Below are 24314 nucleotides of genomic sequence, written 5' to 3'. Positions count from 1 at the left end.
GGCTACAATTCTGTTGTAATTACGAATTATTCGCATTCGTAATCAGAATTTTCCACTTGCCACGCCGCGCCTGCGGGGTAGCTACCTTCCGATCCCTGAGTGATGTATTTCCACCCGACCAAGCAGGCAAAGCCGCGCTTTGCCCGCCCCGCGCTTGTCACCCCGCGCGGCCTTTCGCTGACCACCCTTGTATTGAGCCTGCAGGCCGGTGGCGTGTTTGCCCAATCCGGCGAAGTGCCTGCGCCGGCAACGGCCAGTGCCGCGGCAGAACTGCCGGCCGTCACGATCCGCGCCAGCAGCGACGACGAAACCGCCACCGGCCCGGTTCATGGCTTCGTGGCAAAACGCAGCGCCACCGCCACCAAGACCGACACCCCGGTGATGGAGACGCCCCAGTCGATCACCGTCATCACGCGCGACCGGATGGAGGCGCAAGGCGCGCAGAGCGTGCAGCAGGCCATCGGCTACAGCGCCGGCGTCTATGCCGGGCCGTTCGGCAACGACGCCCGCGGCGACTGGGGCCGGTTCCGGGGCACCGAGTTCACGCAGTACCGCGACGGCCTGCTGAACCAGGTCGGCTTCTACAACAACGTGCGGCCCGATGTTTACGCGCTGGAACGCATCGACGTGCTGCGCGGGCCGTCGTCGATGCTGTTCGGGCAGGGCGCGGTCGGCGGCATCCTGAACCTGGTCAGCAAACGCCCGCAGGCTGAGGCGGCGCGCGAGATCGGGGTGCAGTTCGGCAACTACAACCGCAAGCAGGTGCAGGCCGACCTGACCGGCCCGCTCGATGCGGACGGCAAGTGGCTGTACCGGCTGGTGGCGCTGGCGCGCGACAGCGACACGCAGGTGGACTACGTCAAGGACAACCGCTACCTGATCGCGCCTTCGCTGACGTGGCGCCCGAGCCAGGACACCTCGCTCACGCTGCTGGCCAACTTCCAGCGCGATGAAAGCGGGACCTCGGTCGGCTTCTTCCCCTGGCGGGGCACACTGCAGGCCAACCCGGCCGGCCAGATCCCCGATCACCTGTTTATCAGCGAGCCCGGCTTCGACCGCTACAACGCCGAGCAGGCGTCGGTGGGCTATGAGTTCCAGCACAAGTTCAACGACACCGTGACGGTGCGGCAGAACCTGCGCTATTCGCACAGCACGGTGGACTACCGCAGCATCTACGCGGCCGGTTTCAACGGCGCCGGCCACGGTTGGGTGCCGGGCAGCGATACGCTGATGCGCCGCACGGTCTACCTGAACCAGCCCACGCTGAACTCGTTCGCGGTCGATACCCAGGCGCAGACCAACTTCCGCACCGGCCCGGTCCAGCACACGCTGCTGACCGGCGTCGACTACCAGCACTCAGGGATCACGGGGCGCGCCGGGGTGGGGGGCACGGCCGCGCCGCTCAATGTGTTCAACCCGGTCTACGGCAATTTCACCCTGCCGGGCACGCGCGACCTGAACCCCGCCACGCAGGCGCAGACCGGCCTGTACGTGCAGGATCAGCTGTCGTGGAACAAGTGGCTGCTGATGCTGGGGCTGCGCTATGACTGGTCGCGCGCCGCGCAGGACAACACGCCCTCGGCCAGCCGCGACGACAGCGAGCTGACCAAGCGTGCTGGCCTGATGTACCGCTCGGACATCGGCCTCAACCCGTACGTCAGCTATTCCGAGTCGTTCCAGGGGCTGGCCGGCTTCAACAAGGCCAACCAGGCTTTCAAGCCGCTGCGCGGTTCGCAGTGGGAGGCGGGGATCAAGTACCAGCCGCCGGGCAAGAACGCCACGCTGACCATTGCCGCATTCGATATGCGCGAGAAGAACCGCAAGACCGCCGGCGTGGTCAACGGCATTCCCGATTCAGTCCAGGTGGGCGAGGCACGTACGCGCGGCATCGAGGTTGAGGCACTGGCCTCGCTGTCCAGCCGGCTGGACCTGATCGCAACCTATACCTACCTGGATGCGCGCGTGATCGACGGCACGCCGGCCGAGGTGGGCAAGAAGCTGGCGAGCACGCCGTCGAACATGGCGTCGCTGTGGGCCAACTATCGCTTCAAGCTGTTTGGCGTGCCGGGCTTTGTCGCCGGCGGCGGGGTGCGCTATGTCGGTCCCAGCTATGACGGTGCCGACCAGAACCGGGTGGGCGGCGTCACGCTCTACGACGCGATGATTGCCTATGACCACGGCCCGCTGCGCGTCTCGCTGAATGCCAGCAACCTGTTCGACAAGCAATTCCTGACCACCTGCCTGGCGCGCGGTGACTGCTACTTCGGCGCGCGCCGCACGGTGGTGGGCAGCGTTACCTATCGCTTCTGAGCCGCCTTGCAGGGAAGCGCGCCTGCGGCCGGGGCGGCGATAGCGGCGCGCTTACTCCGAGTCGGGGATTGGCGCTCCCTGCACTTTGGGCGCCGGTTCGGCCCGCATGGCGTCTGCGGGCCAGAGCGTCAGGAAGGTGCGCGCGACCTCGGGATCGCGGCAGGCGAGCCAGTCGTCCCACTGTTCACGCGGCACGATCACCACTGACCGCTTTTCCTCGCCCGGCTTGTGAAAGCGCTGCATCACCGGGTGCTGGGCCGAGTTGATGGTCAGCATGGTGAAGGACAGCGACTGGTCCGGCCAGCTGCGCCACAGGCCCGCAATGCCGAAGGCCGGCTCGCCGGGCAGCCAGACGCGCCAGCGCACCGGCTTGCCGGGCGGGCCGCCGGGCGCTGCATCTTCGGGATACGCAAACTCATAGAACGCCGTGGCCGGCACCAGGCACAGCTGGCCCTGGCGCCAGTAGCGCGCAAAGGCGGGGCGTTCGCCCACGGTCTCGCTGCGGGCATTGGTGGTGTCAAAGCGCCGTGCGCCGGGCGGGATGCGCGGGCGCGGCACCATGCCGAACGAGGCCAGAGCGCCACTGCGCGTGCCATCGTCCGCGGCGCGCACGATCGGCGCCGCGTAGTCCGGATAGGTTTCAGCCTTGTACAGCCCCGGCGGCGGTTCCACGCCGAAGATCTCGCGCAGGATCCGGCTCTGGACCGGGGCGTAGTTGGTGCACATGCGCTGTCTCGTGGCGGTGATGCCCGTATCGTCGGCGCCGGGCGGTGCCGCGTCAAGGGTGCCCGGAGGTGCGTCAGGGTTCACGGCAGGGATGGCAAAAACCGTCAGCCGCGCTGGCGGAATCGGTTATTGCCTGCTCCCGTGGCGCTCGCGCACACTCTTGCGGCAGCCGTTGCGCGCCGGCACCCCGCGCGCAGCGGCCACCTACCAAAAGGCACCAGCCGGAATACAGGAGACATCATGCGCGACTACGCCCAAGCCTTCGACGGATTTTCCTATGACGACGCCGTGGCACGGCAACTGCACGGCAGCGTGGAGGCAATGAACGCCTGCGTCGAATGCTGCGACCGCCACGCGCTGCCGGGCCGTATCGCGCTGTTCTGGGAAGGGCGAGACGGCAATTCGCGCAGCTGGACCTTTACCGAGCTGCAGGCACTGTCCGCGCAGTTTGCCGGCTTCCTGAAGGCGCAGGGCGTGCAGCCGGGCGACCGCGTGGCGGGCCTGCTGCCGCGCAATGCGGAACTGCTGGTGACGATTCTCGGCACCTGGCGCGCCGGCGCGGTGTACCAGCCGCTGTTCACGGCCTTCGGCCCCAAGGCCATCGAGCACCGGCTCAATGCGTCCGGCGCGAAGGTTGTGGTCACCGATGGCGCCAACCGCCCCAAGCTGGATGACGTGGATGGCTGTCCCGCCATCGTCACCGTGGCCGGCGACAAGGGCCGCGGCCTGGTGCGCGGCGACTTCAGCTTCTGGGCCGAACTGGAACGCCAGCCGGCGTCGTTCGAGCCGGTGCCGCGCCGGGGCGACGACCCCTTCCTGATGATGTTCACCTCCGGCACCACCGGCCCGGCCAAGCCGCTGCTGGTGCCGCTCAAGGCCATTGCCGCGTTTGCCGGCTATATGAGCGACGCGGTCGACCTGCGCGCGGAAGACGCTTTCTGGAACCTGGCCGATCCGGGCTGGGCCTATGGCCTGTATTACGCGGTCACGGGCCCGCTGGCGCTGGGCCATCCCACCACCTTCTACGATGGCCCGTTCACCGTGGAGAGCACATGCCGTGTGATCCGCAAGTACGGCATCACCAACCTGGCCGGCTCGCCCACGGCATACCGGCTGCTGATCGCCGCGGGCGAGGCCGTGTCAGGCCCGCTGCGCGGGCGGCTGCGCGCGGTCAGCAGCGCGGGCGAGCCGCTCAACCCGGAAGTGATCCGCTGGTTTGCCAGCGAGCTGGGCGTGACCATCCACGACCACTACGGCCAGACCGAGCTGGGCATGGTGCTGTGCAACCACCATGCGCTGGCGCATCCGGTGCGCATGGGCGCGGCCGGCTTTGCCAGCCCCGGGCACCGCGTGGTGGTGGTGGACGATGAACAGCGCGAACTGCCGCCGGGCCGGCCGGGCACGCTGGCGCTGGACCTGAAGCGCTCGCCGATGTGCTGGTTCGGCGGCTATCACGGCACGCCCACCAGCGGGTTTGCCGGCGGCTACTACCTGACCGGCGATTCCGCCGAGCTGAATGACGACGGCAGCATCAGCTTCATAGGCCGGGCCGACGACGTCATCACCACCTCTGGCTACCGCGTGGGCCCGTTCGACGTGGAAAGCGCGCTGATCGAGCACCCGGCCGTGGTCGAGGCCGCGGTGATCGGCAAGCCCGATCCGGAGCGCACCGAGCTGATCAAGGCCTTTGTCGTGCTGGACCCGCAATATGGCGCCGCGCCGGAACTGGCCGAGGCGCTGCGCCAGCACGTGCGCAAGCGCCTGGCCGCCCATGCCTACCCGCGCGAGATCGAGTTCGTCGCCGAGCTGCCCAAGACCCCCAGCGGCAAGGTCCAGCGCTTTATCCTGCGCAACCAGGAAGTGGCCCGCGCGCGCGAGGCGGCCGCTGCCTGAGGCCTGAGCCGTTCCCGGACCGCTTCCTATAATGAGGAAGCGGTTGCCAGGCCCCGGGGGTGAAGGAGCCTGCGGCGCCGCGCAAGGCGCGCCTGCAGGCAGGGGCGCGCGTCTTCCATCTCCAGACCAATCGGGCGAGGCGAACAAAATGCAGAGTAGCGAAGCGGTGCTGACGCAGGCGCGCGCAGCCTTGGCGCATGTGCCTTATCAGGGTCATGTCCTCCATCCCACCATCCAGTTGCGGCTTTCCGACGGCGCGCTGATCCTGGAAGGCGAGGTGGCCGATATCGTCGACAAGACCCGGGCCGCGGCGACGGTGCGGCGCGTGGACGGTGTAACCAGCGTGATTGATCACCTGCGCGTGGCCAATGGCGGCATGCAGGTAGGCGACGGCGAACTGCGCGACGCGGTGTGCGAGCGCCTGCTCAATGCCATCGATTTCCGCAATTGCAGGATCTGCGCGCGCGTCAAGGGCAAGCCCGAGGCCATGCGCGAAGCCGTGGGCGAACGCAGCGGCTGGATTGAAGTGGAAGTGCACGACGGCGTGGTCACGCTGTGGGGGCAGGTAATCAGCCTGTCGCACATGCGCCTGGCAGGGGTGCTGGCCTGGTGGTCGCGCGGTTGCCGCTGCGTGGTCAATGAACTGGTGGTAGCGCCCGCCGAAGCCGACCGCGACGACGAAATCACCGAGGCACTGATGCTGGTGCTGGAGACTGATCCCTTCATCGATGCCGGCCAGGTCAGCGCGCGCACCGAGAACCGCGTGGTGACGCTGGAAGGCTGCGTCGCCAGCGAGGACACGCGGCGCCAGGCCGAGCGCGACGCATGGTACGTGCAGGGCGTTGAGAACGTGGTCAACCACATCGCCTTGCGCACCTGAGCGCGCTGCCCTGGGCGCGGTCACTCCCCGGTGCCGCGCCGTACCGCGGCATCTTCCATGCGCCAGTAGCGCCGCCGCGCCCGCAGCGCAAAGCGGGCGCGATAGTCTGACATCGACATGCCCGTGGTGCGCTGGAACAGCCGCCGGAACGCGGCGGCGTCGCTGTAGCCGCAGGCTTCGGCAATGCCCTGCGTGCCGTGCAGCGTGACTTCCAGCAGCATGCGTGCGCGCTCCACGCGCAGGGTGTGCAGGTAGTCCAGCGGGCTCAGCCCGGTGACCTGGCGGAAATGCCGCAGCAGCGTGCGTTCGCTGACCGCGGCCGCCTGGGCCACCGCGGCCAGCTTGTAGGGCTCGGACACATGGTCCTGCAGCCATTGGATGGCGCGATACACCGGGCTGTCGGCGGTGCGGCTGAGCCAGCGTTGCGACACCAGTGCCGGCACGCTGCGCTGGCGCTCGGGCTGGAACAGCATCAGCCGCGACGCCGCCTGTGCCAGGTCCGGGTCGTGCAGGTGGCCCAGCACGCGCAGCATGAATTCCACCTGCAGCGCCGGCGCCACGCACGAGAACACACGCTGGTGCACGCTCATGGCCTGGTCGCTGCCCAGGTCGCAATGCGGATACTGGCGCATCATCCAGCTCTGGTACATCCACGGCGCGCCGGTCCTGGCGCCGTCGAGCAGCCCCAGCTGCAGCGGAAAGACCATCCCCGACGAACACGCCGCGATCCAGCCGCCGGCCTGCGCATGGCGTTCCACCAGGCGCAGCGCCGCGGCATCGCGCTTCACGATCTCGCCCAGCTGCAGCGCATTGCTGGCCAGCAGGGCCGGGATCACCAGCAGCGTGCGGCGGTCCGCGGCCCGTGCGCGCCGGGTGGAGGACACCAGCCCCGGCAGGTCCGCCGCCAGCGTGCGCCCGTTGCTGCCGCACAGCTGCCAGCTCAGCGTGGGCGCGGCGTCGGGCCGCTGCAGGCTGGCGACGCCGGCCACGGTGCGGAGCACGTCGAGCGTGGTGAACAGGCTGCCCGGCATGGCTTGCGGCAGCCATAGCAGGCGGACATGCAGCGGGATGTTCTGTGACGGCGGCGCGATGGCGGCGGGCATGCCTGGGGGCGTGGTCGGGTGCATGGCGCGAAGAGTTGGCAGGATGCCGTGGCGGGATCGGCATCCGGATTGGCGATATTGATCCTCCACTAAGGTTCTGGCAAGGGCTAGCATCGTGCCGTTGTGCCGCGGCGCCGCCCGTGCGCCGGGGCATGGCACCAACAAGACCAATCCGAGGAGATTCCATGCCGTTTTCCGTTCGCCACGTTGCCGTTGCCGCCGCCCTGACGCTTGCCGGGGCCGGTACCCTGGCCAGTGCCGCCCAGTCCGATGCCGCGCTGCTGTCCGCCGCGCAGTCGGCCCAGCCCGCGCTGGTGCAGTCGCTCAAGGAGATGGTGTCGATCGAATCCGGCAGCGCCAACGCGAAGGGGCTGGCGCAGATGGCCGGCTATACCGAGAAGCGCCTGCATGCGCTGGGCGCGAAGGTTGAACGCATGCCCGTCACCAAGGGTCCGGGCACCATGGTCAAGGCCACCTTCACCGGTACCGGCAAGCGCCGCATCATGCTGATTGCCCACATGGACACGGTGTATCCGGACAACACCCTCGCCACGCAGCCCATCCGCGAGGAAGGCAACCGGCTGTACGGGCCGGGCATTGCCGACGACAAGGGCGGCATCGCCGTGATCCTGCACTCTCTGGAGATCCTGAAGAACCAGGGCTGGCGCGACTATGCGCAGATCACGGTGCTGTTCAACCCGGACGAGGAGGTCGGCTCGGTCGGCTCCGGCGAAGCCATCGCCGCGCTGGCCGCGCAGCACGACGTGGTGCTGTCGTGCGAGCCGACCGCGGCCAAGGACGTGGTCAAGGCCGAGTCGCTGCTGCTGGGCGCTTCCGGCACCGCCACCGCCACGATGCAGGTCAAGGGCCGCGCATCCCACGCCGGCGCCGCGCCGGAGCGCGGCCGCAATGCGCTGCTCGAACTCGCCCACCAGCTGCAGCAGACGCGCGACACCGCCAGCCTGGTGCCGGGCTCGCAGCTGAACTGGACCCAGGCGCAGGCCGGCACGGTGCGCAACCAGATCCCGGAAAGCGCTGTCGCCTACGGCGATGTGCGCACCACCGCGGCCGGCGCCGCCGAGAAGCTGAAGGTGGCGCTGCAGGACAAGGTCAAGTCCGGCCAGCTGGTGCCGGAGACGCAGACCACGGTGACGATGGAAGAGGGCCGCCCGCCGTTCGTGGCCGACGCGCGCGGCCGCGCGCTGGCCAAGCGCGCGCAGGAGATCTACGCCGAGCTGGACGGCCGCACGCTGGCCCTGGCCGAAGGCACCGGCGGCGCCACTGACGCCAGCTATGCCGCGCGCTCGGGCAAGCCCGCGGTGGTGGAAAGCTTCGGGCTGGCCGGCTTCGGCTATCACGCCCGCGACGAGTACATCGAACTGGACTCGATCGTGCCGCGCCTTTACCTGATGACCCGCATCCTGCAGGATATCGGGCGCAACTGAGCCGGCGCCGCCAGGCCTGCGTTGCCGGCGCCCGGTTGCCCCTCCCGGCAAGCCTGCTACAGTGTCATGGCTGCCCGCATGCGGCGGCCATGACAAAAGAGACCTTGCAGGGGGAGACAGAGATGAACCGCAAAGGCTTGCTGGACGCGGCCACGGCACTGGAAGACCTGGCCGCCGGCCGCACCCCCGCACCCGCGCAGGTGGCCGCCGGTGCCGCCGCGCTGGAAAAAATCCACGCCGATTACCCGGCCTGGCGCGACGTGGGCGATGCCTTGTTTGGCCTGAAGGCGCTGGCCGGCGGCAGCGGCATGGCGCTGGACACCAAGGGGCGCCAGCGCGCCGGCCGGCTGGCCGATGTGGTGCGCAGCCTGCTCGACCAGATCTGAGGGGCGGTGCTCCCGGGAACCCGTTCTACAGCATCGACTCGATCGGCAGGATCGACAGGAACCAGATGCCAAGCCGGCGCCACCAGCTGGTGTTCGGCTCGGTGTCGTGGCGGATGACTTCGTCGTCGCGCCGTTCCAGCCAGTACAGCTTGCCGGTTTCATCGAGCTTGACCTGGTAGGCCGCGCGCGGCACCACGCTGGCGAAGGTGGATTCGATCCGGCCGGCCAGATCCGGGCTGTCGATGACGAAGCCCAGTTCGGTGTTGATCGTGGCCGAGCGCGGGTCGAAATTGAACGAGCCCACGAAGACCCGGGTGCCGTCGACGGCAAAGGTCTTGGCGTGCAGGCTGGAGCCCGAGCTGCCAAAGGGGCCGGCGCGCTCTTCCTTCTTGCCGGGCGCGGCCGAGCGGCGCAGCTCATACAGGTCCACGCCAGCTTCCAGCAGTGCCTTGCGCCGCTTGGCATAGCCCGAATGCACGGCGGCCACGTCGGTGGCTTCCAGCGCATTGGTCAGCACGCGCACCGCCACGCCGCGCCTGGCCATGTCGGCAAAATAGGACGTGCCGCCCGTCGATGGCACGAAGTAGGGCGAGACCAGGTCAAGCTCGCGCTGCGGGTCGCCCAGGATTTCACGCAGCTGGTGCGCCACCAGGGTGTCGCGCGATGCCTCGCCGAGCGCCTTGGCCGGGTTGTCGCTGACCATGCGCGTTCTTGCCCACTGGAAGCGCAGCGTGCCGTCCAGCATCCGCTGCACGTCAGGCAGGTCGCGCACCGCGGCCAGGTAGGCGGCGGCAGCGGGGTTCTGCTCGACTGCGCGGGCATTGCTGACCAGCGCCTGCAGCCGTTCGACGCTGACCGGCGGCACCAGCCGGTCCACCGGGTAGGCCGACGCACTGGACCAGTAGCGGTCGAAATCGTGCGCCACGTCGCCGGCCGCGGGCCCGATGGCGATCACGTCGAGGTCGGCAAACAGCACGCCATCGGTGGCGCCGAAGTATTCGTCGCCGACATTGCGCCCGCCGATGATGGTGGCGACGCCGTCGGCGGTGAAGGACTTGTTGTGCATGCGCCGGTTCAGGCGCCGGAAATCAGTCAGGAAATTGAGCGCCTTGGGGTGGCGGATCACGAACGGGTTGAATATCCGCACCTCGACCTGCGGATGCGCGTCCATGGCCGCCAGCCATTCGTCCATGCCGGCGATGCCGTTGTCGTCAAGCAGCAGGCGCACGCGCACGCCGCGGTCGGCGGCTTCATGCAACGTTTCCAGCAGCAGGGTGCCGGTCAGGTCGTCGCGCCAGATGTAGTACTGGACGTCTAGCGTGCGCTGCGCGGTGCGCGCCAGATGCACGCGCGCGGCGAGGGCAGCGTAGGCATTCTCGAGCGGATGGATGCCGCTCAGGCCCGGATGGCGCACCACTTCGCCGGCCACCGCCTGGCCCAGCGGCGTGGCCTGGGATTCGGCGGGCGTCAGCGCAAAGGATTCGGTGCGGGGATCCAGCGGCGGCAAGGCGCAGCCGCCGAGCAGGGCCGCACAGCACAGCAGCAGCGAATTGGCGCGCAGGCGGCGGTGGGGGGCGAACGCGGCGTCTGTCGGCGATGGCATGGCGGGTCCTGTCGGGCCCCTCGCGGGGTCCGATCGTTACGGCAATGCCGCCATGTTGCCATGCCGCGCGGGCCGCGGGCTTAATTACGCACCGGGAGCGGGAAGTGGTGGCGCGCCACGGGGCTCCGGCGCATCGCTCAGGCCAGGGACGATATAGAGACGGGCGTGCTCTCCTTACGCCTTGAGGCGGCGGTCCGATGGCGCTGGCAGGAACTGGTCAGTCCAGATGTCCGCCACCGTCAGCGGCGCCTTGATGCCGAAGGCGCCGACGGTTTCATCCAGCGTTGCCTGCAGCCGTGCCGGCGTGGCCGCGCCCCAGCCGTCGCGCCGGGTGTCGGGCGTCTTCATGGTGCCGTCGACGATCAGGCGCAGGCGCTCAGTCTCCAGCGCCTGGTCGGCCAGCGGCTCGCGCGCCTTGACCGCGGCACCGCCCGCGGCGGGATCGGCAATGGCGTCGAGCCAGCCGCGGGTAGAGGCCTTGACGAAGGCCTTCATCACCTCCGGATCGGATGTCATGCTCTTGCGGTTGGCCACCAGCCCGTTGCCGTAGGACTTCATGCCGTAGTCCGAGAAGCGGAACACGGTGATCTTCTCTGGCCCCATGCCGCGCGCCTTCAGGTTCACCAGGCCGGTGAAGAAGAAGTAGGCGGCGGCATCGAAGTCGCCCTTGACGAAGCGCGTGTCGCCGATATCGGGCGTGATGCTCTCCCACTTCACGCCGCCGGGGTCGAAGCCCTGTGCCCTGGCGAAGACCGGGAACAGCTTGCGCGAGGCATTGAACGGCTGGCCCAGGATGGACTTGCCGGCCAGGTCCGCTGGCCTGACGATGCCGCTGCCCTTGCGCACCAGGATCGCGTTCGGATTCAGGTCATACTGGATGGCCACCGCCTTGAGCGCGGCGGACGGATTGGTGGTGTTGAATTCGATCATCGCCGCGAGGTCGGCCGAGGCGCAGTCATAGGCGCCGCCCGCGACCAGGCTGATGGCCGAGGCCGAGCCGTTGCCGGTATCGATGGTGACGTCTAGCCCGGCGTCCTTGTAGTAGCCGCGCTGGTGCGCCAGCAGGAACCCCGCGCCCGAGGCTTCCACCTTCCAGCCGAGATTGAACTTGAACTTCTGCAGCGAGCCCGCCGCGCGGACATGGGGCACCGCGAACGGGGCGGCGGCAAGCAGGGCGGTGGCGCCAGTGGCGCGCAGGAAGGAACGGCGACGCATGTCTTTCTCCGGAACGAATGTCACTGGACGATGCGTGCGCGGGCCGGTGGCGCGGGTGCGGAAGGAGAGCGTGGCCTCCCAGGACGCCGGCACCACGCCGCGCCGGCATGCGGCCAGGGCATGCGCGGGGACCGTGCACATCATCGGGAGCAATTTCCGGGCGGCGTGCCGCTGAACGCTTCTACTCCGCTGCGGTTTCAGCAGGATCCGTGCCGGGCGCTGCGCGGCGCCATGCACCAAGCCGTTGCCCGGCATGCGCCATCACGGCGCAAGCCCCGGCGCAATCGCTGCGATCCCGGTGCAAAAACCCCTGGCCCGGAACCTGCATAACCTCGGGCAAGAGTAGAAGCGTTCACCATCCGCGCGGCGCGTCGCAGACGCACGCCGGATGGCCGGGAATTGCTCTTGAAGTCCGTGCCTCTCGCCATCGCGCAGGCTGGCACAGGCGACCTCAGGAGCGCGTTGTCCCGGCGTGCGTTGCCATGGTGGTCTGCCTGTGCCGGCGAGGGGCCGATCCCTGACCCGCTTTGCACAAGGAACACCATGAGCCAACCAGACACCGCCTACGCCCTGGCCGAACTCCACCGCGAATCGCGCATGGGCGCGTTCGGTTCGGAAACCCGCCAGCGCGAGATCCGCCGCATCGACCTGTCCGACTACGCGCGGCGCAAGGCGCAGATCGCCGACGAACTGTGGCAGGCATCGGTCGACGTCGGCTTCTTCCAGATCGCCAACCACGGCATCGACCTGGCCAGCGTGCGCGAAGCCTTTGCCATGACCGAGCGCTTCTTCGCGCTGCCTGACGCCGTTAAGGCGCAATACCCGCTGCAGAAGGCCAACAACGCCGGCTGGGAAAGCCGCGCGCAGGTGCGCCCCTCGACCGGCACCCCGGACCAGAAGGAGTCCTACCAGATCACGCGCCCGCACATGGCCGGGCTGTGGCCCGGCGATGACGAACTGGAAGGCTTTCGCGCCACCATGCTTGCCTTCGAGGCGCAATGCTGGGAGGTGGGCATGAAGGTGCTGTCATGCTTCGCCGGCAAGCTCGGCTTTGCCAGCGACTTCTTCACGCAGGCGCACGATCCGCGGGCGCCGGACTACCAGAGCACGCTGCGGCTGCTGCACTACTACGCGATCCCGCCCGAACTGCGCGACAAGCTGGAGCTCTGGCGCGCCGGCGCGCATACGGATTTCGATTGCCTGACGCTGCTGTTTCAGCGCCCCGGCCAGGGCGGGCTGCAGGTCTGCCCCGGCAAGGAGATGGAGGCGCAGGCATGGACCCCGATCGAGCCGGACGAGGAAGTCATCACCTGCAATATTGGCGACATGCTGATGCGCTGGAGCGACGACCGGCTGCCGTCGAACTTCCACCGCGTGCGCAATCCCGCGCCGGATGAATACATGGGCCCGCGCTACAGCATGGCGTTCTTCTGCCAGGCCAACCGAGGTGCGATGATCGAAGGGCCGGGTGGCAAGTATCCGCCGATCAGCGCGGGGGACTACCTGCGGCAGCGGGTGAATGCGAATTTCAAGGGGTATTGAGGCGCGGAAGAATTTCCATGCCGACGGTCTGCTCCCCCTCTCCCGCTTGCGGGAGAGGGAGTCCACCCGCAGTCGCTGGACGCGCCGGTAGTGAGCCTACGACTTACGAAGCCGCGACAACCCCGCAAGCAATCCGCCCGCCCGCATTACCGGTCGGCTGCGTCTTGTAGTCGTCCGGATCCTTGTGTACCACCACCGCGCGGCCGATCACCCCGTTGGCGCCCGTGCCAACGGTCAGGTCCGGCAGCAGCATGCTGACGCGAACGTTGCCGCTGGCGTCCGCGGTGACGTTGTTCATGTCGCCGGCATGGTGGTCGGGCATGGTCATCTGGCCGTGGGGCTTGCCGGTCGGGTTGAAGTGGCCGCCCGCGCTCATCGCGTCAGGCGCGGAGCAGTCGCCCTTCTCATGGACGTGGAAGCCGTGCACGGAGTTGGGCGGCAGGCCGGTGATCGCCGCAGTCATCATCACGCCGCCGGGCTGCTGCTGGAAGGTCACGGTGCCGCCAGTATTGCTGCCGCTCTTGGGCTGGAGCGTGGCCGCCGCCCTGGCGCTGCTGCTGGCGCTGGTGCCGGACGCGCTGGCCGCAGACGAGGAGCTCATGCCGGAGCCGGCGCAGCCGGCCAGTGCAATGGTCGCGGCGATGCAGGCCGCCAGGGGGGGAAGCACTTGTTTCATCGGACTCCTCTTCTTGTCATGATTTCGGAAGAAACAGTATAGGCTGGCCGGCGCCAGGCCGATTTCCGGTTTTGTCCTACATGCCGCACTAGACTGAGTGCACTAGTGTCCTGTTCCGTAGATACGGAACAGGACACTAGCCAATCACGCCATCAGGCTGCGGCTGCCAGCCGCTGCTGTGCCGCACCAAAGTGCGGGTGGCGCGAGAACAGGTCCGCTGCCCAGTTGACGAACACCCGCACCTTGGCCGACAGGTGCCGGTTCTGCGGATACATCGCCGAGATCGGCAGTTCTTCGGTCTGCCAGTCGGTCATGACCTCCACCAGCCGGCCGCTGGCCACATAGGGCTCGGCCATGGCGCGCGAGACCCGTGCCACGCCGTGGCCTTCCAGGGCGCAGCCCATGTAGACATCGGCATCGTTGGTGGAAATGGCCGACGGCAGCAGCACCTCGCTGCGCTCCATGCCGCGCGCCATGGGCCACGGCATCTCACGGCCGGTGCGGTTGGACAGGAAATTGACCGCCTTGTGCTGGGCCAGTTCGGCCAGGTCGTGCGGGGTGCCGAAGCGGTTCAGGTAGATCGGCGAGGCGTAGAACGCCAGTTGTACATGGCCGATGCGGCGGGCCACCATGGATTCCTCGACCGGCGTGCCCACGCGCAGCACCACGTCCACGCCTTCCTGCAGCAGGTCGATCGGCTTGCCGTTGATGGTCAGGTCCAGCTTCAGGTCCGGGTAGGCCTGGAAGAATTCGTGCAGGTGGGGCACCAGCACCAGCTGCGCCAGCCCCGCGGTGGTGTCCACCGACAGCGTGCCGCGTGGCGAGTTGTTCTGCCGCGTCAGCGACTGCTCGGCTTCCTCGACATCGGCCAGGATGCGCACGCACCGTTCGTAATAGGCCGCGCCGTCGTTGGTCACGCTGATGCGGCGCGTGGTCCGGTGCAGCAGCTTGACGCCCAGGTGGGTTTCCAGGTTCTGGATCAGGCGGGTCAGCGTGGCCTTGGGCAAGTCCATCGATTCCGCGGCGCGCGCAAAGCTGCCGACGTCCACGACCCGGGTGAATGCCTGCATTGATACGAGACGGTCCATGATGAGGTTCCGACGATAGATCCGAACGGCGTGCCGCGCGCGCTCGTGACGCACGTGGCCATGCTGGTTGTTGTTGTGGGGAGTCTGCCGGCTGGCTGGTACAGGGACTGCGCGCTGGCTGGGCGCGGGTTCCGGCATGGATTTCTGATCGGGCGCGCACCGGCCTGGCAGACCGCCGCGCGTGCCGAGAGCCGCAGTGAATCACAAAATCCAAGACCTTGTCATGCGTGGGGATATGCGGTTTCAGTGGCATGACGGGGCGGTTTGCGATTATTCCAATCCCGGAACAGTGCATTGGCGATCTCTCGCTTTATCCCATCCTCGTCAATCACCATAATCCGTTGCATCGCAACACTCAAGCGCATTGTTTCCGCCGTGCGCCAACGCCATGTCCGAGAAGCCAGGCCAACGCCCTGATGCAGCCAGCGCCGCCTCTGCCCCCACGGCAGCCGGGCAGGGGCAGGTGCGCGTGGCCGAGCATACGGTGACCAGTGACGGGCGCGAGATCCTGGTTCGGGTGTGCTACCCGGCGGGCTATCCGGCGCCGGGCGCCGAGGGCGCCGCGCTGCTGCCCTGGCTGGTGTACCTGCATGCCGGCGGCTTCGTCGAAGGCGGCCTGGAACATGCATGCCATCTGGTGCAGGACCTGGCCACCACGGTGCCGGCGGTGGTGGTAACGCCGGCGTATTCGCTGGCGCCGGACCATCCGTTCCCGGCGGCGCCGGAGGACGCGCACAGCACGGTGCAGTGGGTGCTGCGCAATGCCCGGCGGCTGAAGCTGGACAAGATCCGCTTTGCGCTGGTGGGCGAGGAGGCCGGGGGCAACCTGGCGATCGCGCTGGCGCAGATGCTGCGCGACCGCGGCACCGCGCAACCGCGCGGGCAATGGCTGATCCGCCCGGTGACGGACCCGTGCCTGCAGCATGCGTCCTGCGCGGGGTTCGACGGCGGGCAGGTGCCGATGGACACCCTGCGGCGCCTGGCCGACAACTATCGCGATTACCTGCCGACGCCGGCGGATACGGTGCATCCGTATGCCGCCCCGGCGCTGGCCTCGCGCCTGGCCGGGCTGCCGCCCACGCTGGTCCAGGTGGCTGAATACGACGCGCTGCGTGCCGAAGGCGAAGCCTTCGCCGGGCGCCTGGCCAAGGCCGGTGTGCCCGCCCAGGCCATGATCATGCCCGGCGCCTGCGGCGACGGCGTGGAAGAGGCCCATGACAGCTGTCAGGCATGGGTCGACGAAGGTGCGCGGTTCCTGCGGCGATGTCTGGCCGCGGCCGACTATACCTCATCCCTGACTGAACGCCGCGCTGACGCCAACGCCAGCCGGCCTGGAGCCAAGCCCGCCGGCTGAGCCGCTCTAGACAACCGCCAGCCGGCTCTGTTTCGGCCAGAGCCAGGACCGCCGCGACACGCAAGCGGTCCTAAGTCCGACCATCAGTTTGGCCATGGTTCCGGTCCGCCCACGCGCACCGGCAGGCGGCGTTCGGCCATTTGCTTTTCCGGTTGAAGAAAACCCGATCCAGGAGTTTGAGAAATGCAGCAGCAGAAACGACGTACTTTGATTGCCCTCGCCATCGTCGTGGTGCTGGGCGCCGGCGTGGCCGGCTCGATCTTGCGCCCGTGGCATGGAGGCGAAGCCCATGCCAACACCCCGCCGCCCGCGCCGGCGATTGAAGTGGCCGCCGTGGTCGGCCAGACCATCACCGAGTGGGATGAGTTCTCCGGACGGGTCGAGGCCGTGGAGCGCGTCGAGATCCGCCCGCGCGTCGGCGGCACCATTGACGCCGTGCACTTCCGCGAGGGCGCGCTGGTGAAGAAGGGCGACCCGCTCTTCACGATTGACCCGCGTCCTTATGCCGCGGAAGTCGCCCGTGCCGACGCCGCGCTGGGCGCGGCGCAGGTGCGCGCCGCCCATGCGCAGAGCGAACAGACGCGCGCCCAGCGGCTGCTGGACGACAACGCGATCTCGAAGCGCGAGTTCGACGAGCGCATCAACGCGGCCCGCGAAACCAGTGCCAACGTGCGGGCTGCCCAGGCGCAGCTGGAAACCGCACGCCTGAACCTGGCCTACACCCGCATCACCGCGCCGGTCGCCGGGCGCGTGTCGCGCGCCGAGATCACCGTCGGCAACCTGGTGGCTGCGGGCACGGGCTCGCCGGCCCTGACCACGGTGGTGTCGGTGTCGCCGATCTATGCCAGTTTCGAGATCGACGAGCAGAGCTACCTGCGCTACACCGCGCCGGGTGCCGGCGGTGGCCAGCCCAACCTGCCGGTCTACCTGGGCCTGGCCAACGAGGACGGCAATCCGCATGAGGGCAAGATCCAGTCGGTCGACAACCGCCTGGACCCGCGCAGCGGCACCATCCGCGTGCGCGCGGTGTTCCAGAACGAAGACGGGCGCCTGCTGCCGGGACTGTACGCCAAGGTCAAGCTGGGCGGCGGCGCGCCGCATGCGGCGGTGCTGGTCAATGACCGCGCCATCGGCACCGACCAGGGCAAGAAGTTCGTGCTGGTGGTCGACAAGACCAACAAGCTGGTCTACCGCGAAGTGGAACTGGGGCCTAACCATGACGGCCTGCGCGTGGTGCGCAAGGGCCTGAAGCCGGGCGAGACCATCGTCGTCAATGGCCTGCAGCGCGTGCGGCCGGGCGACACGGTCCAGCCCAAGCCGGTGGCGATGGCCTTCCGCAGCGAACTGGAACCACGCGGCACTACGCCTGACCGCAAGCAGGCTGCGAGCGAGAAGGGCGAAGCCGGCGTGAAGCCGGTGAGCTGAGTCATGCGAGCCGATGGTTTGCTCCCCTCTCCCGCTGAGGGGAGAGGGAGCCGGCCTGAGCGATGTTTGATTCCGTCGCTTATGGTAACCACGTGAACCCGCACACCCAGCGCCCCTAGTTTTTTTCGCTCCCAAAGCAGTTGATGGTGCCCGCCATGGCGGGCCGCCAGGGGAGCGTTTTTGCAGAGACCAAGATGAATCTCTCTAAATTTTTTATCGACCGCCCCATCTTCGCGGGGGTGCTGTCGGTGCTGATCTTCCTGATTGGCGCCATATCGATGTTCAAGCTACCGATCTCGGAGTACCCGGAAGTGGTGCCGCCGTCGGTGGTCGTGCGCGCGCAGTTTCCGGGCGCCAACCCCAAGGTGATTGCCGAGACCGTGGCTTCGCCGCTGGAAGAGCAGATCAACGGCGTCGAAGACATGCTGTACATGTCTTCGCAGTCCAACAGCGACGGCCTGCTCACGCTGACCGTGACCTTCAAGCTGGGCACCGACCCGGACAAGGCCCAGCAGCTGGTGCAGAACCGCGTCTCGCAGGCCGAGCCGCGCCTGCCGGAAGACGTGCGCCGGCTGGGCATCACCACGGTCAAGAGCTCGCCGGACCTGACCATGGTGGTCCACCTGGTCTCGCCCAACGACCGCTATGACATGACCTACCTGCGCAACTACGCGGTGATCAACGTCAAGGACCGGCTGGCGCGCCTGCAGGGCGTGGGCCAGGTGCAGCTGTTCGGCTCGGGCGACTACGCCATGCGCGTCTGGCTCAATCCGGAGAAGATGGCCGAGCGCCAGCTCGCCACCAGCGACGTGGTCAGGGCCATCCGCGAGCAGAACGTGCAGGTGGCGGCCGGCGTGATCGGCCAGTCGCCGGCGCTGCCGGGCGCGGACCTGCAGCTGTCGGTCAATGCGCAGGGCCGCCTGAGCACGGTGGAGGAGTTCGGCGATATCGTCGTGCGCACTTCCGCAGACGGTGCCGTCACGTACCTGAAGGACGTTGCCCGCATCGAGCTGGGCGCGTCTGAGTACGCACTGCGCTCGCTGCTGGACAACAAGCCGGCGGTGGCCATTCCCATCTTCCAGGCGCCGGGCTCCAACGCCATCCAGATCTCGGATGACGTGCGCAAGACCATGGAAGAGCTCAAGCAGAACTTCCCGGACGGCATCGACTACAGCATCGTCTATGACCCCACGCAGTTCGTGCGCCACTCCATCGAGGCGGTGACGCATACGCTGTTCGAGGCCATCGCGCTGGTGGTGCTGGTGGTGATCCTGTTCCTGCAGACCTGGCGCGCGTCGATCATCCCGCTGCTGGCGGTGCCGGTGTCGATCGTCGGTACCTTCGGGCTGATGCATGCGTTCGGCTTCTCGATTAACGCGCTGTCGCTGTTCGGGCTGGTGCTGGCCATCGGTATCGTGGTCGATGATGCGATCGTGGTGGTGGAAAACGTCGAGCGCAATATCGAAGAGGGGCTGACGCCGAAGGAGGCCACCTACAAGGCCATGCGCGAAGTCAGCGGCCCCATCATCGCCATCGCGCTGACGCTGATCGCCGTGTTCGTGCCGCTGGCCTTCATGACGGGCCTGACCGGCCAGTTCTACAAGCAGTTCGCGCTGACCATCTCGATCTCGACCATCATCTCGGCGTTCAACTCGCTGACGCTGTCGCCGGCGCTGTCGGCACTGCTGCTCAGGAGCCATGACGCGCCCAAGGACTGGTTGTCGCGCTGGATGGACCGCGTGTTCGGCGGTTTCTTCAAGCGCTTCAACCGCTTCTTCGGCCGCAGCGCTGAAAGCTATGGCCGTGGGGTGAAGGGCGTGATCCGCCGCAAGGGCTCGGTATTCGGGGTCTACGCGGTGATGCTGGCGCTGACCTGGGGCGTGTTCCAGCTGGTGCCCAAGGGCTTTGTGCCGGCGCAGGACAAGCAGTACCTGGTGGGCTTTGCCAAGCTGCCGGACGGCGCCACGCTGGACCGCACCGAGGACGTGATCCGCAAGATGAGCGATATCGCGCTCAAGCATCCGGGCGTGGAATCGGCGGTGGCCTTCCCGGGCCTGTCGATCAACGGCTTCACCAACAGCCCCAGCGCCGGCATCGTCTTCGCCACGCTCAAGCCGTTCGAGGAGCGCAAGACCAAGGAGCTGTCCGGCGCGGCGATCGCGGCCGACCTGAACCAGAAGTACGCGGCCGTTCAGGATGCCTTTATCGCGGTGTTCCCGCCGCCGCCTGTGCAGGGCCTGGGCACCATCGGCGGTTTCAAGCTGATGATCGAGGATCGTGCGGCGCTGGGCTATGACGCGCTGTTCGAGGCCACCAACGCGTTTGCCAACAAGGCGCGCGCCACGCCCGAGCTGACCGGCATCTTCAGCAACTACCAGGTCAACGTGCCGCAGCTCGACGTCAGGCTGGACCGCGTCAAGGCCAAGCAGCTGGGCGTGCCGGTGACCGAGGTGTTCGACACGCTGCAGACCTACCTGGGCTCGGCCTATGTCAACGACTTCAACAAGTTCGGCCGGACCTACCAGGTCAAGGTGCAGGCAGACGCGCCGTTCCGCGCCCATGCCGAGGACATCCTGCAGCTGAAGACGCGCAACGCCGCCGGCGACATGGTGCCGCTGTCGTCGCTGGTGCAGGTCAGGCAGGGCTTTGGTCCGGACAGCGTGGTGCGCTACAACGGCTTTACCGCCGCCGACATGAACGGCGGGCCCGCGCCCGGGTTCTCGTCGGGCCAGGCCCAGGCCGCGGCCGAGCGCATTGCCGCCGAGACCCTGCCCAAGGGCATGAAGTTCGAATGGACCGAGCTGACCTACCAGGACATCCTGGCCGGCAATGCGGGGGTGTGGATCTTCCCGCTGTGCGTGCTGCTGGTGTTCCTGGTGCTGGCTGCCCAGTACGAAAGCCTGACGCTGCCGCTGGCGGTGATCCTGATCGTGCCGATGAGCCTGCTGGCGGCGATGACCGGGGTGTGGCTGACGCAGGGCGACAACAACATCTTCACGCAGATCGGCTTCATCGTGCTGGTGGGCTTGTCAGCGAAGAACGCGATCCTGATCGTGGAGTTTGCGCGCGAACTGGAGCATCACGGCCGCACCGTGGTGCAGGCCGCGATCGAAGCCAGCCGCCTGCGCCTGCGCCCGATCCTGATGACCTCGTTCGCTTTCATCATGGGCGTGGTGCCGCTGGTGATCTCCACCGGCGCCGGCTCCGAGATGCGCCATGCCATGGGCGTGGCAGTGTTCGCGGGCATGCTCGGCGTGACCTTCTTCGGGCTGTTCCTGACGCCGGTGTTCTATGTGGCGCTGCGCCTGCTGGCCACGCGCGGCCAGCGCCGCGCGGCCACGCAAGAGCAGGGCGCGCAACTGACGGCATCGGCTGAATAATGGTGATCAACATGAATGCCCCTGCATTTTCGACAACAAATTGGCTGCCTAAGCTGGCGACCCTGGCGGCAGCGCTGATCCTTGCGGGCTGCTCGCTGGCCCCGACCTACAAGGTGCCCGAAACGGCCACCGTGCCGGCCTTCAAGGAGGCCGAGGCCGCCCAGGCCGAAGGCGCGCAATGGAAGACCGCGACGCCGGCCGAAGGCCAGCATCGCGGCGACTGGTGGAAGATCTTTGGCGATGCCGAACTGGACCGCCTGATCGACGCGGCTGGCAGCTCCAACCAGGATCTGGCGATTGCCGCTGCCCGCCTGAAGCAGGCGCGGGCCTTCACGGGTGCCACTGAGGCGGATCTGTACCCGCAACTGAGCGTGGGGCTGGACCCGACACGCGCGCAGCCGTCGGCGGCCTCGCAAGGCTTGCCTGACGGCACGCGGGTGCCGCCGCAGACGGTGCTGAAGGCGCGCGCGTTCGCCAGCTATGAGCTCGACCTGTTCGGCCGCGTCGCGTCCAGCGTCAACGCCGCCCGGGCTGAAGGCGAGGCCGCGGAGGACCTGTACCGCTCGGTGCAGCTGGCGCTGCAGGCCGACGTGGCGCAGGCGTACTTCGCGCTGCGCACGCTGGACAGCGAGCGCGACCTGCTCAATGCCACCATCAAACTGCGCGAGGATGCGCTGTCATTGCTGAAGAAGCGCTATGACGCCGGCGAGACCACCGACCTGGATCCCGCCCGTGCCGAAGCTGAACTCGGCACCGCGCGCGCGGACCTGGCCGGCATCGAACGCCGCCGCGCCAACCAAGAGCATGCGCTGGCGGTGCTGACCGGCGTGCCGCCGGCGGCATTCTCGCTGCCGGCGCGCCCGTTCGACGCGGCGCCGATCGCGATTCCCGCCGGGTTGCCGTCCGAGCTGCTGGAGCGCCGCCCCGACATCGCCGCGGCGGAACGCCAGATGGCCGCGGCCAACGCGCGCATCGGCGTGGCCAAGGCGGCGTTCTTCCCGCGCATCACGCTGACGGGGCTGTTCGGCTTTGAATCGGCGGACCTGTCGAACCTGTTCAAGTGGTCGTCGCGCACCTGGGCGCTGGGGCCGCTGATCGGCTCCACCATCGCACAGACCGTGTTCGATGGCGGCCGCAACAGCGCCAACCTCGCCGGTGCCCGTGCCGCGCACGAGGAATCCGTGGCCGGCTACCGGCAGACCGTGCTGGTGGCGTTCCGCGAGGTGGAAGACAGCCTGGCGGACGTGCGCTGGCTCAGCCAGCAGGCCGGCGCGCTGGACGGCGCACTTGGCGGCGCCCGGCGCGCGGCGCGGATCTCGCGTAGCCGCTACGATGCCGGCGCGGTCGATTACCTGACGGTGATCGATGCCGACCGTACCGTGCTGCAGTCGCAGCGCGAGGCCAACCAGGTGGCCGGCCTGCGCGCTGCGGCAACGGTGTCGCTGATCCGCCGGCTGGGCGGCGGCTGGGGCCCGCTGCCGGAGACGGTGGCGGCCGTGCCGGCGCCGGCGGCCGAGGGCGCGCCGGCATCCCAGGCCCGCTAAGCAGCGCGGGACTGGCGCGATGCTTCCCAGTCACTACACTGGAAGCATCGCGCCATGCGTACAGGATGCACGGGGGCGCCCCGGATGCATCCTGTCCCGCCGCCATGCTTGTTCGACACAGGAAACCGTTCTGGGGACTGATCTTCGCCGCGATCACCGTGGGCATGCTGCTGGCGCCGCTGCCATGGTCCGACCGCACCGCCATCCATGACGAGGTGGTGATTGCGCGCCCGCCAGCGCAGGTGTTCGACTACGTGTCCACGCCGCTGCACTGGCCCAAGTGGCATCCGGCCTCGCTCGGCGTGGCGGGAGCGACCGACCATCCGCTGGGGCAGGGCGAGCGCGTGACCGAGACCTTCATGGTGGCGCAGCGCGGTGGCGCGGTGGTCTGGACCGTCATCGAAAGCCAGCGGCCGCGCACATGGTCGATCGAAGGCGTGGCCGAAGGGCGCAGGGTCGGCACCATCACCTACCGGCTTACGCCCGCCATGACGCCGTCGCTGACCCCGTCGGCCGAACGCACGCGCATTGAGCGGGAATTCCGCTACCGGTCGCCTACGCTGCTCTTTGCCCTGATCAACCGCCTGACGCTGCGCGAGCGCGTCCAGGCCGAGTCCACCGAAGCCGTGCGCCGGCTCAAGGCGCTGCTGGAGACGCAGCCGCCATAGCGCGCGGCGATGCCTTGCGTGGGACACCGATCCGGCCTAAGTTGGAGCCATCCCTCAGTGCGTCCAGCGAGGCCCGTATGCCGTTCCAGCTGCAATCGACCGCATTCGCCCCGGGTGGCGAGATTCCCGCAGAGCACACCTGCGAAGGCGCCGATATTTCCCCGCCGCTTGCCTGGACCGGCCTGCCGCCCGGCACGGCCAGCCTGGCGCTGATCGTCGACGACCCCGACGCACCCGACCCCGCCGCGCCGAAAATGACCTGGGTCCACTGGCTGCTCTATAACCTGCCGTCCCATGCCGAGGCGCTGCCGGCGGATATCGGCAAGGCCGGGCTGCCCGCGGGCACGCGCGACGGGCTGAACGACTGGCACCGCGCTGGTTATGGCGGCCCGTGTCCGCCGATCGGCCGGCACCGCTACTTCTTCAAGCTGTATGCGCTGGACGTGGCGTTGCCGGACCTGGGGATGCCTGACAAGGAGGCGCTGGAGCGGGCGATGCGGGGCCATATCCTGGCCACCGCAGAGTTGATCGGCACTTACCAGAAGCTGCAGCGCTAGGCGCGGTGCGGCCGGAGGCTACGTCATGTCGTACCGAATGCTCCGCCTTGATGTTCGTTGGCCGTGGTGGCGGCTGGCGGCGGCCGGGGCGCTGTCACTGCTGGCCGTGGCCGGCCCGCTGCGTGCCCAGCCGCATGAATCCGGCCCGATCACCATCGGCGGTTCGGCGCAGGTGCAGGGGCCGCTGACGGTGCACGGCAAGCTGGTTGTCGCCGGCCACGTCTATGCCAGCGGCCCGCTCACCGCCGCGTATTTCACCGGGCCAGCCACCGCACGGGGGCTGCCGTACGGCGGCGGCTATCTCAAGGTCTTCAACGGCCCGGTGACGGTGCATGGCGACATGGTGGTCAGGGGCGACCTGAGCGTGGCCGGCCCGCTGACCGTGGACGGCCCCATTGCCGCCAGCGGCGGCATCGATGCCGACGGGCCCATGCGCGAGCGCGAATACGGGCGCTGACAGCGCGCACCGGCGCCACGCAATGCCGGCATTGCCTGCCGGTGTTGCACAATACCGGCTTT

Annotated in this window: 19 protein-coding genes; 13 read left to right on the top strand and 6 right to left on the bottom strand. The window is 68.3% G+C overall.

Annotation, left to right across the window (positions count from 1 at the left end; translation table 11 throughout):
• The first annotated feature begins 102 nt into the window (after window positions 1-102).
• Window positions 103-2310 carry a TonB-dependent siderophore receptor gene (locus C265_RS28295; RefSeq protein ID WP_010812444.1) on the top strand — a complete coding sequence of 736 codons (2208 nt, stop codon included), beginning with the start codon at window positions 103-105 and terminating at the stop codon, window positions 2308-2310.
• A gap of 51 nt (window positions 2311-2361) precedes the next feature.
• On the opposite strand, the gene C265_RS28290 is transcribed toward C265_RS28295, so the two are convergent.
• Window positions 2362-3036, bottom strand: coding sequence for an SOS response-associated peptidase (locus C265_RS28290; protein ID WP_010812445.1), 675 nt, complete (start codon window positions 3034-3036; stop codon window positions 2362-2364).
• Window positions 3037-3276: 240 nt separating this feature from the next.
• On the opposite strand from C265_RS28290, the gene C265_RS28285 reads away from it, so the two are divergent.
• Window positions 3277-4929, top strand: coding sequence for an AMP-binding protein (locus C265_RS28285; protein ID WP_010812446.1), 1653 nt, complete (start codon window positions 3277-3279; stop codon window positions 4927-4929).
• A gap of 148 nt (window positions 4930-5077) precedes the next feature.
• The gene (locus C265_RS28280; RefSeq protein WP_010812447.1) at window positions 5078-5809 is read left to right on the top strand and encodes a BON domain-containing protein; all 732 of its coding nucleotides are present in this window, start codon (window positions 5078-5080) and stop codon (window positions 5807-5809) included.
• A 20-nt stretch (window positions 5810-5829) separates the two neighbouring features.
• Here the strand turns inward: C265_RS28280 and C265_RS28275 are convergent, their stop codons facing one another.
• On the bottom strand, window positions 5830-6912 hold the full coding sequence (locus tag C265_RS28275) for a GlxA family transcriptional regulator (protein ID WP_010812448.1): 1083 nt from the start codon (window positions 6910-6912) through the stop codon (window positions 5830-5832).
• 185 nt (window positions 6913-7097) lie between these two features.
• Here C265_RS28275 and C265_RS28270 point away from each other — a divergent pair, with 185 nt between their 5' ends.
• The gene (locus tag C265_RS28270) at window positions 7098-8357 is read left to right on the top strand and encodes a M20/M25/M40 family metallo-hydrolase (protein WP_010812449.1); all 1260 of its coding nucleotides are present in this window, start codon (window positions 7098-7100) and stop codon (window positions 8355-8357) included.
• 122 nt (window positions 8358-8479) lie between these two features.
• Window positions 8480-8743, top strand: coding sequence for a hypothetical protein (locus C265_RS28265; RefSeq protein WP_010812450.1), 264 nt, complete (start codon window positions 8480-8482; stop codon window positions 8741-8743).
• A gap of 25 nt (window positions 8744-8768) precedes the next feature.
• Here the strand turns inward: C265_RS28265 and C265_RS28260 are convergent, their stop codons facing one another.
• Complete coding sequence (locus C265_RS28260) at window positions 8769-10346, bottom strand: phospholipase D family protein (RefSeq protein WP_010812451.1); 1578 nt, start codon at window positions 10344-10346, stop codon at window positions 8769-8771.
• A 174-nt stretch (window positions 10347-10520) separates the two neighbouring features.
• Entirely contained in the window at window positions 10521-11561 is a 1041-nt protein-coding gene (locus tag C265_RS28255) for an ABC transporter substrate-binding protein (RefSeq protein WP_037025562.1), read from the bottom strand.
• Window positions 11562-12104: 543 nt separating this feature from the next.
• Between C265_RS28255 and C265_RS28250 the strand changes: the two genes are divergently transcribed.
• Complete coding sequence (locus C265_RS28250) at window positions 12105-13103, top strand: isopenicillin N synthase family oxygenase (protein WP_010812453.1); 999 nt, start codon at window positions 12105-12107, stop codon at window positions 13101-13103.
• A gap of 103 nt (window positions 13104-13206) precedes the next feature.
• Here C265_RS28250 and C265_RS28245 read toward each other — a convergent pair whose 3' ends face one another.
• Both C265_RS28245 and C265_RS28240 read right to left on the bottom strand, forming a co-directional pair.
• Window positions 13207-13779 (bottom strand): superoxide dismutase family protein, encoded by a 573-nt coding sequence (locus C265_RS28245; protein WP_010812454.1) that lies wholly within the window; start codon window positions 13777-13779, stop codon window positions 13207-13209.
• Window positions 13780-13931: 152 nt separating this feature from the next.
• Entirely contained in the window at window positions 13932-14867 is a 936-nt protein-coding gene (locus C265_RS28240; RefSeq protein WP_011617016.1) for a LysR family transcriptional regulator, read from the bottom strand.
• Window positions 14868-15255: 388 nt separating this feature from the next.
• Here C265_RS28240 and C265_RS28235 point away from each other — a divergent pair, with 388 nt between their 5' ends.
• The 7 genes from C265_RS28235 (at window position 15256) to C265_RS28205 (ending at window position 24252) form a co-directional block, all read left to right on the top strand.
• Window positions 15256-16221 carry an alpha/beta hydrolase gene (locus tag C265_RS28235; RefSeq protein WP_037025487.1) on the top strand — a complete coding sequence of 322 codons (966 nt, stop codon included), beginning with the start codon at window positions 15256-15258 and terminating at the stop codon, window positions 16219-16221.
• 183 nt (window positions 16222-16404) lie between these two features.
• A complete protein-coding gene (locus C265_RS28230) occupies window positions 16405-17646 on the top strand; it encodes an efflux RND transporter periplasmic adaptor subunit (protein ID WP_010812457.1) in 1242 nt (413 codons plus the stop codon).
• Between the two features lie 194 nt (window positions 17647-17840).
• Window positions 17841-21026: an efflux RND transporter permease subunit gene (locus C265_RS28225; protein WP_037025560.1), complete on the top strand. Its 3186-nt coding sequence runs from the start codon at window positions 17841-17843 to the stop codon at window positions 21024-21026.
• Window positions 21027-21037: 11 nt separating this feature from the next.
• The gene (locus tag C265_RS28220; RefSeq protein WP_037025558.1) at window positions 21038-22570 is read left to right on the top strand and encodes an efflux transporter outer membrane subunit; all 1533 of its coding nucleotides are present in this window, start codon (window positions 21038-21040) and stop codon (window positions 22568-22570) included.
• A gap of 104 nt (window positions 22571-22674) precedes the next feature.
• The gene (locus C265_RS28215; RefSeq protein ID WP_010812460.1) at window positions 22675-23238 is read left to right on the top strand and encodes an SRPBCC family protein; all 564 of its coding nucleotides are present in this window, start codon (window positions 22675-22677) and stop codon (window positions 23236-23238) included.
• 77 nt (window positions 23239-23315) lie between these two features.
• Complete coding sequence (locus C265_RS28210; RefSeq protein WP_010812461.1) at window positions 23316-23795, top strand: YbhB/YbcL family Raf kinase inhibitor-like protein; 480 nt, start codon at window positions 23316-23318, stop codon at window positions 23793-23795.
• Between the two features lie 25 nt (window positions 23796-23820).
• Window positions 23821-24252 carry a hypothetical protein gene (locus tag C265_RS28205; protein ID WP_011617020.1) on the top strand — a complete coding sequence of 144 codons (432 nt, stop codon included), beginning with the start codon at window positions 23821-23823 and terminating at the stop codon, window positions 24250-24252.
• Window positions 24253-24314 lie beyond the last annotated feature (62 nt).

The sequence above is a fragment of the Cupriavidus sp. GA3-3 genome (genome assembly GCF_000389805.1).
Lineage (GTDB): Bacteria > Pseudomonadota > Gammaproteobacteria > Burkholderiales > Burkholderiaceae > Cupriavidus > Cupriavidus necator_D.
This window is presented reverse-complemented; position numbering and strand designations above follow the sequence as displayed.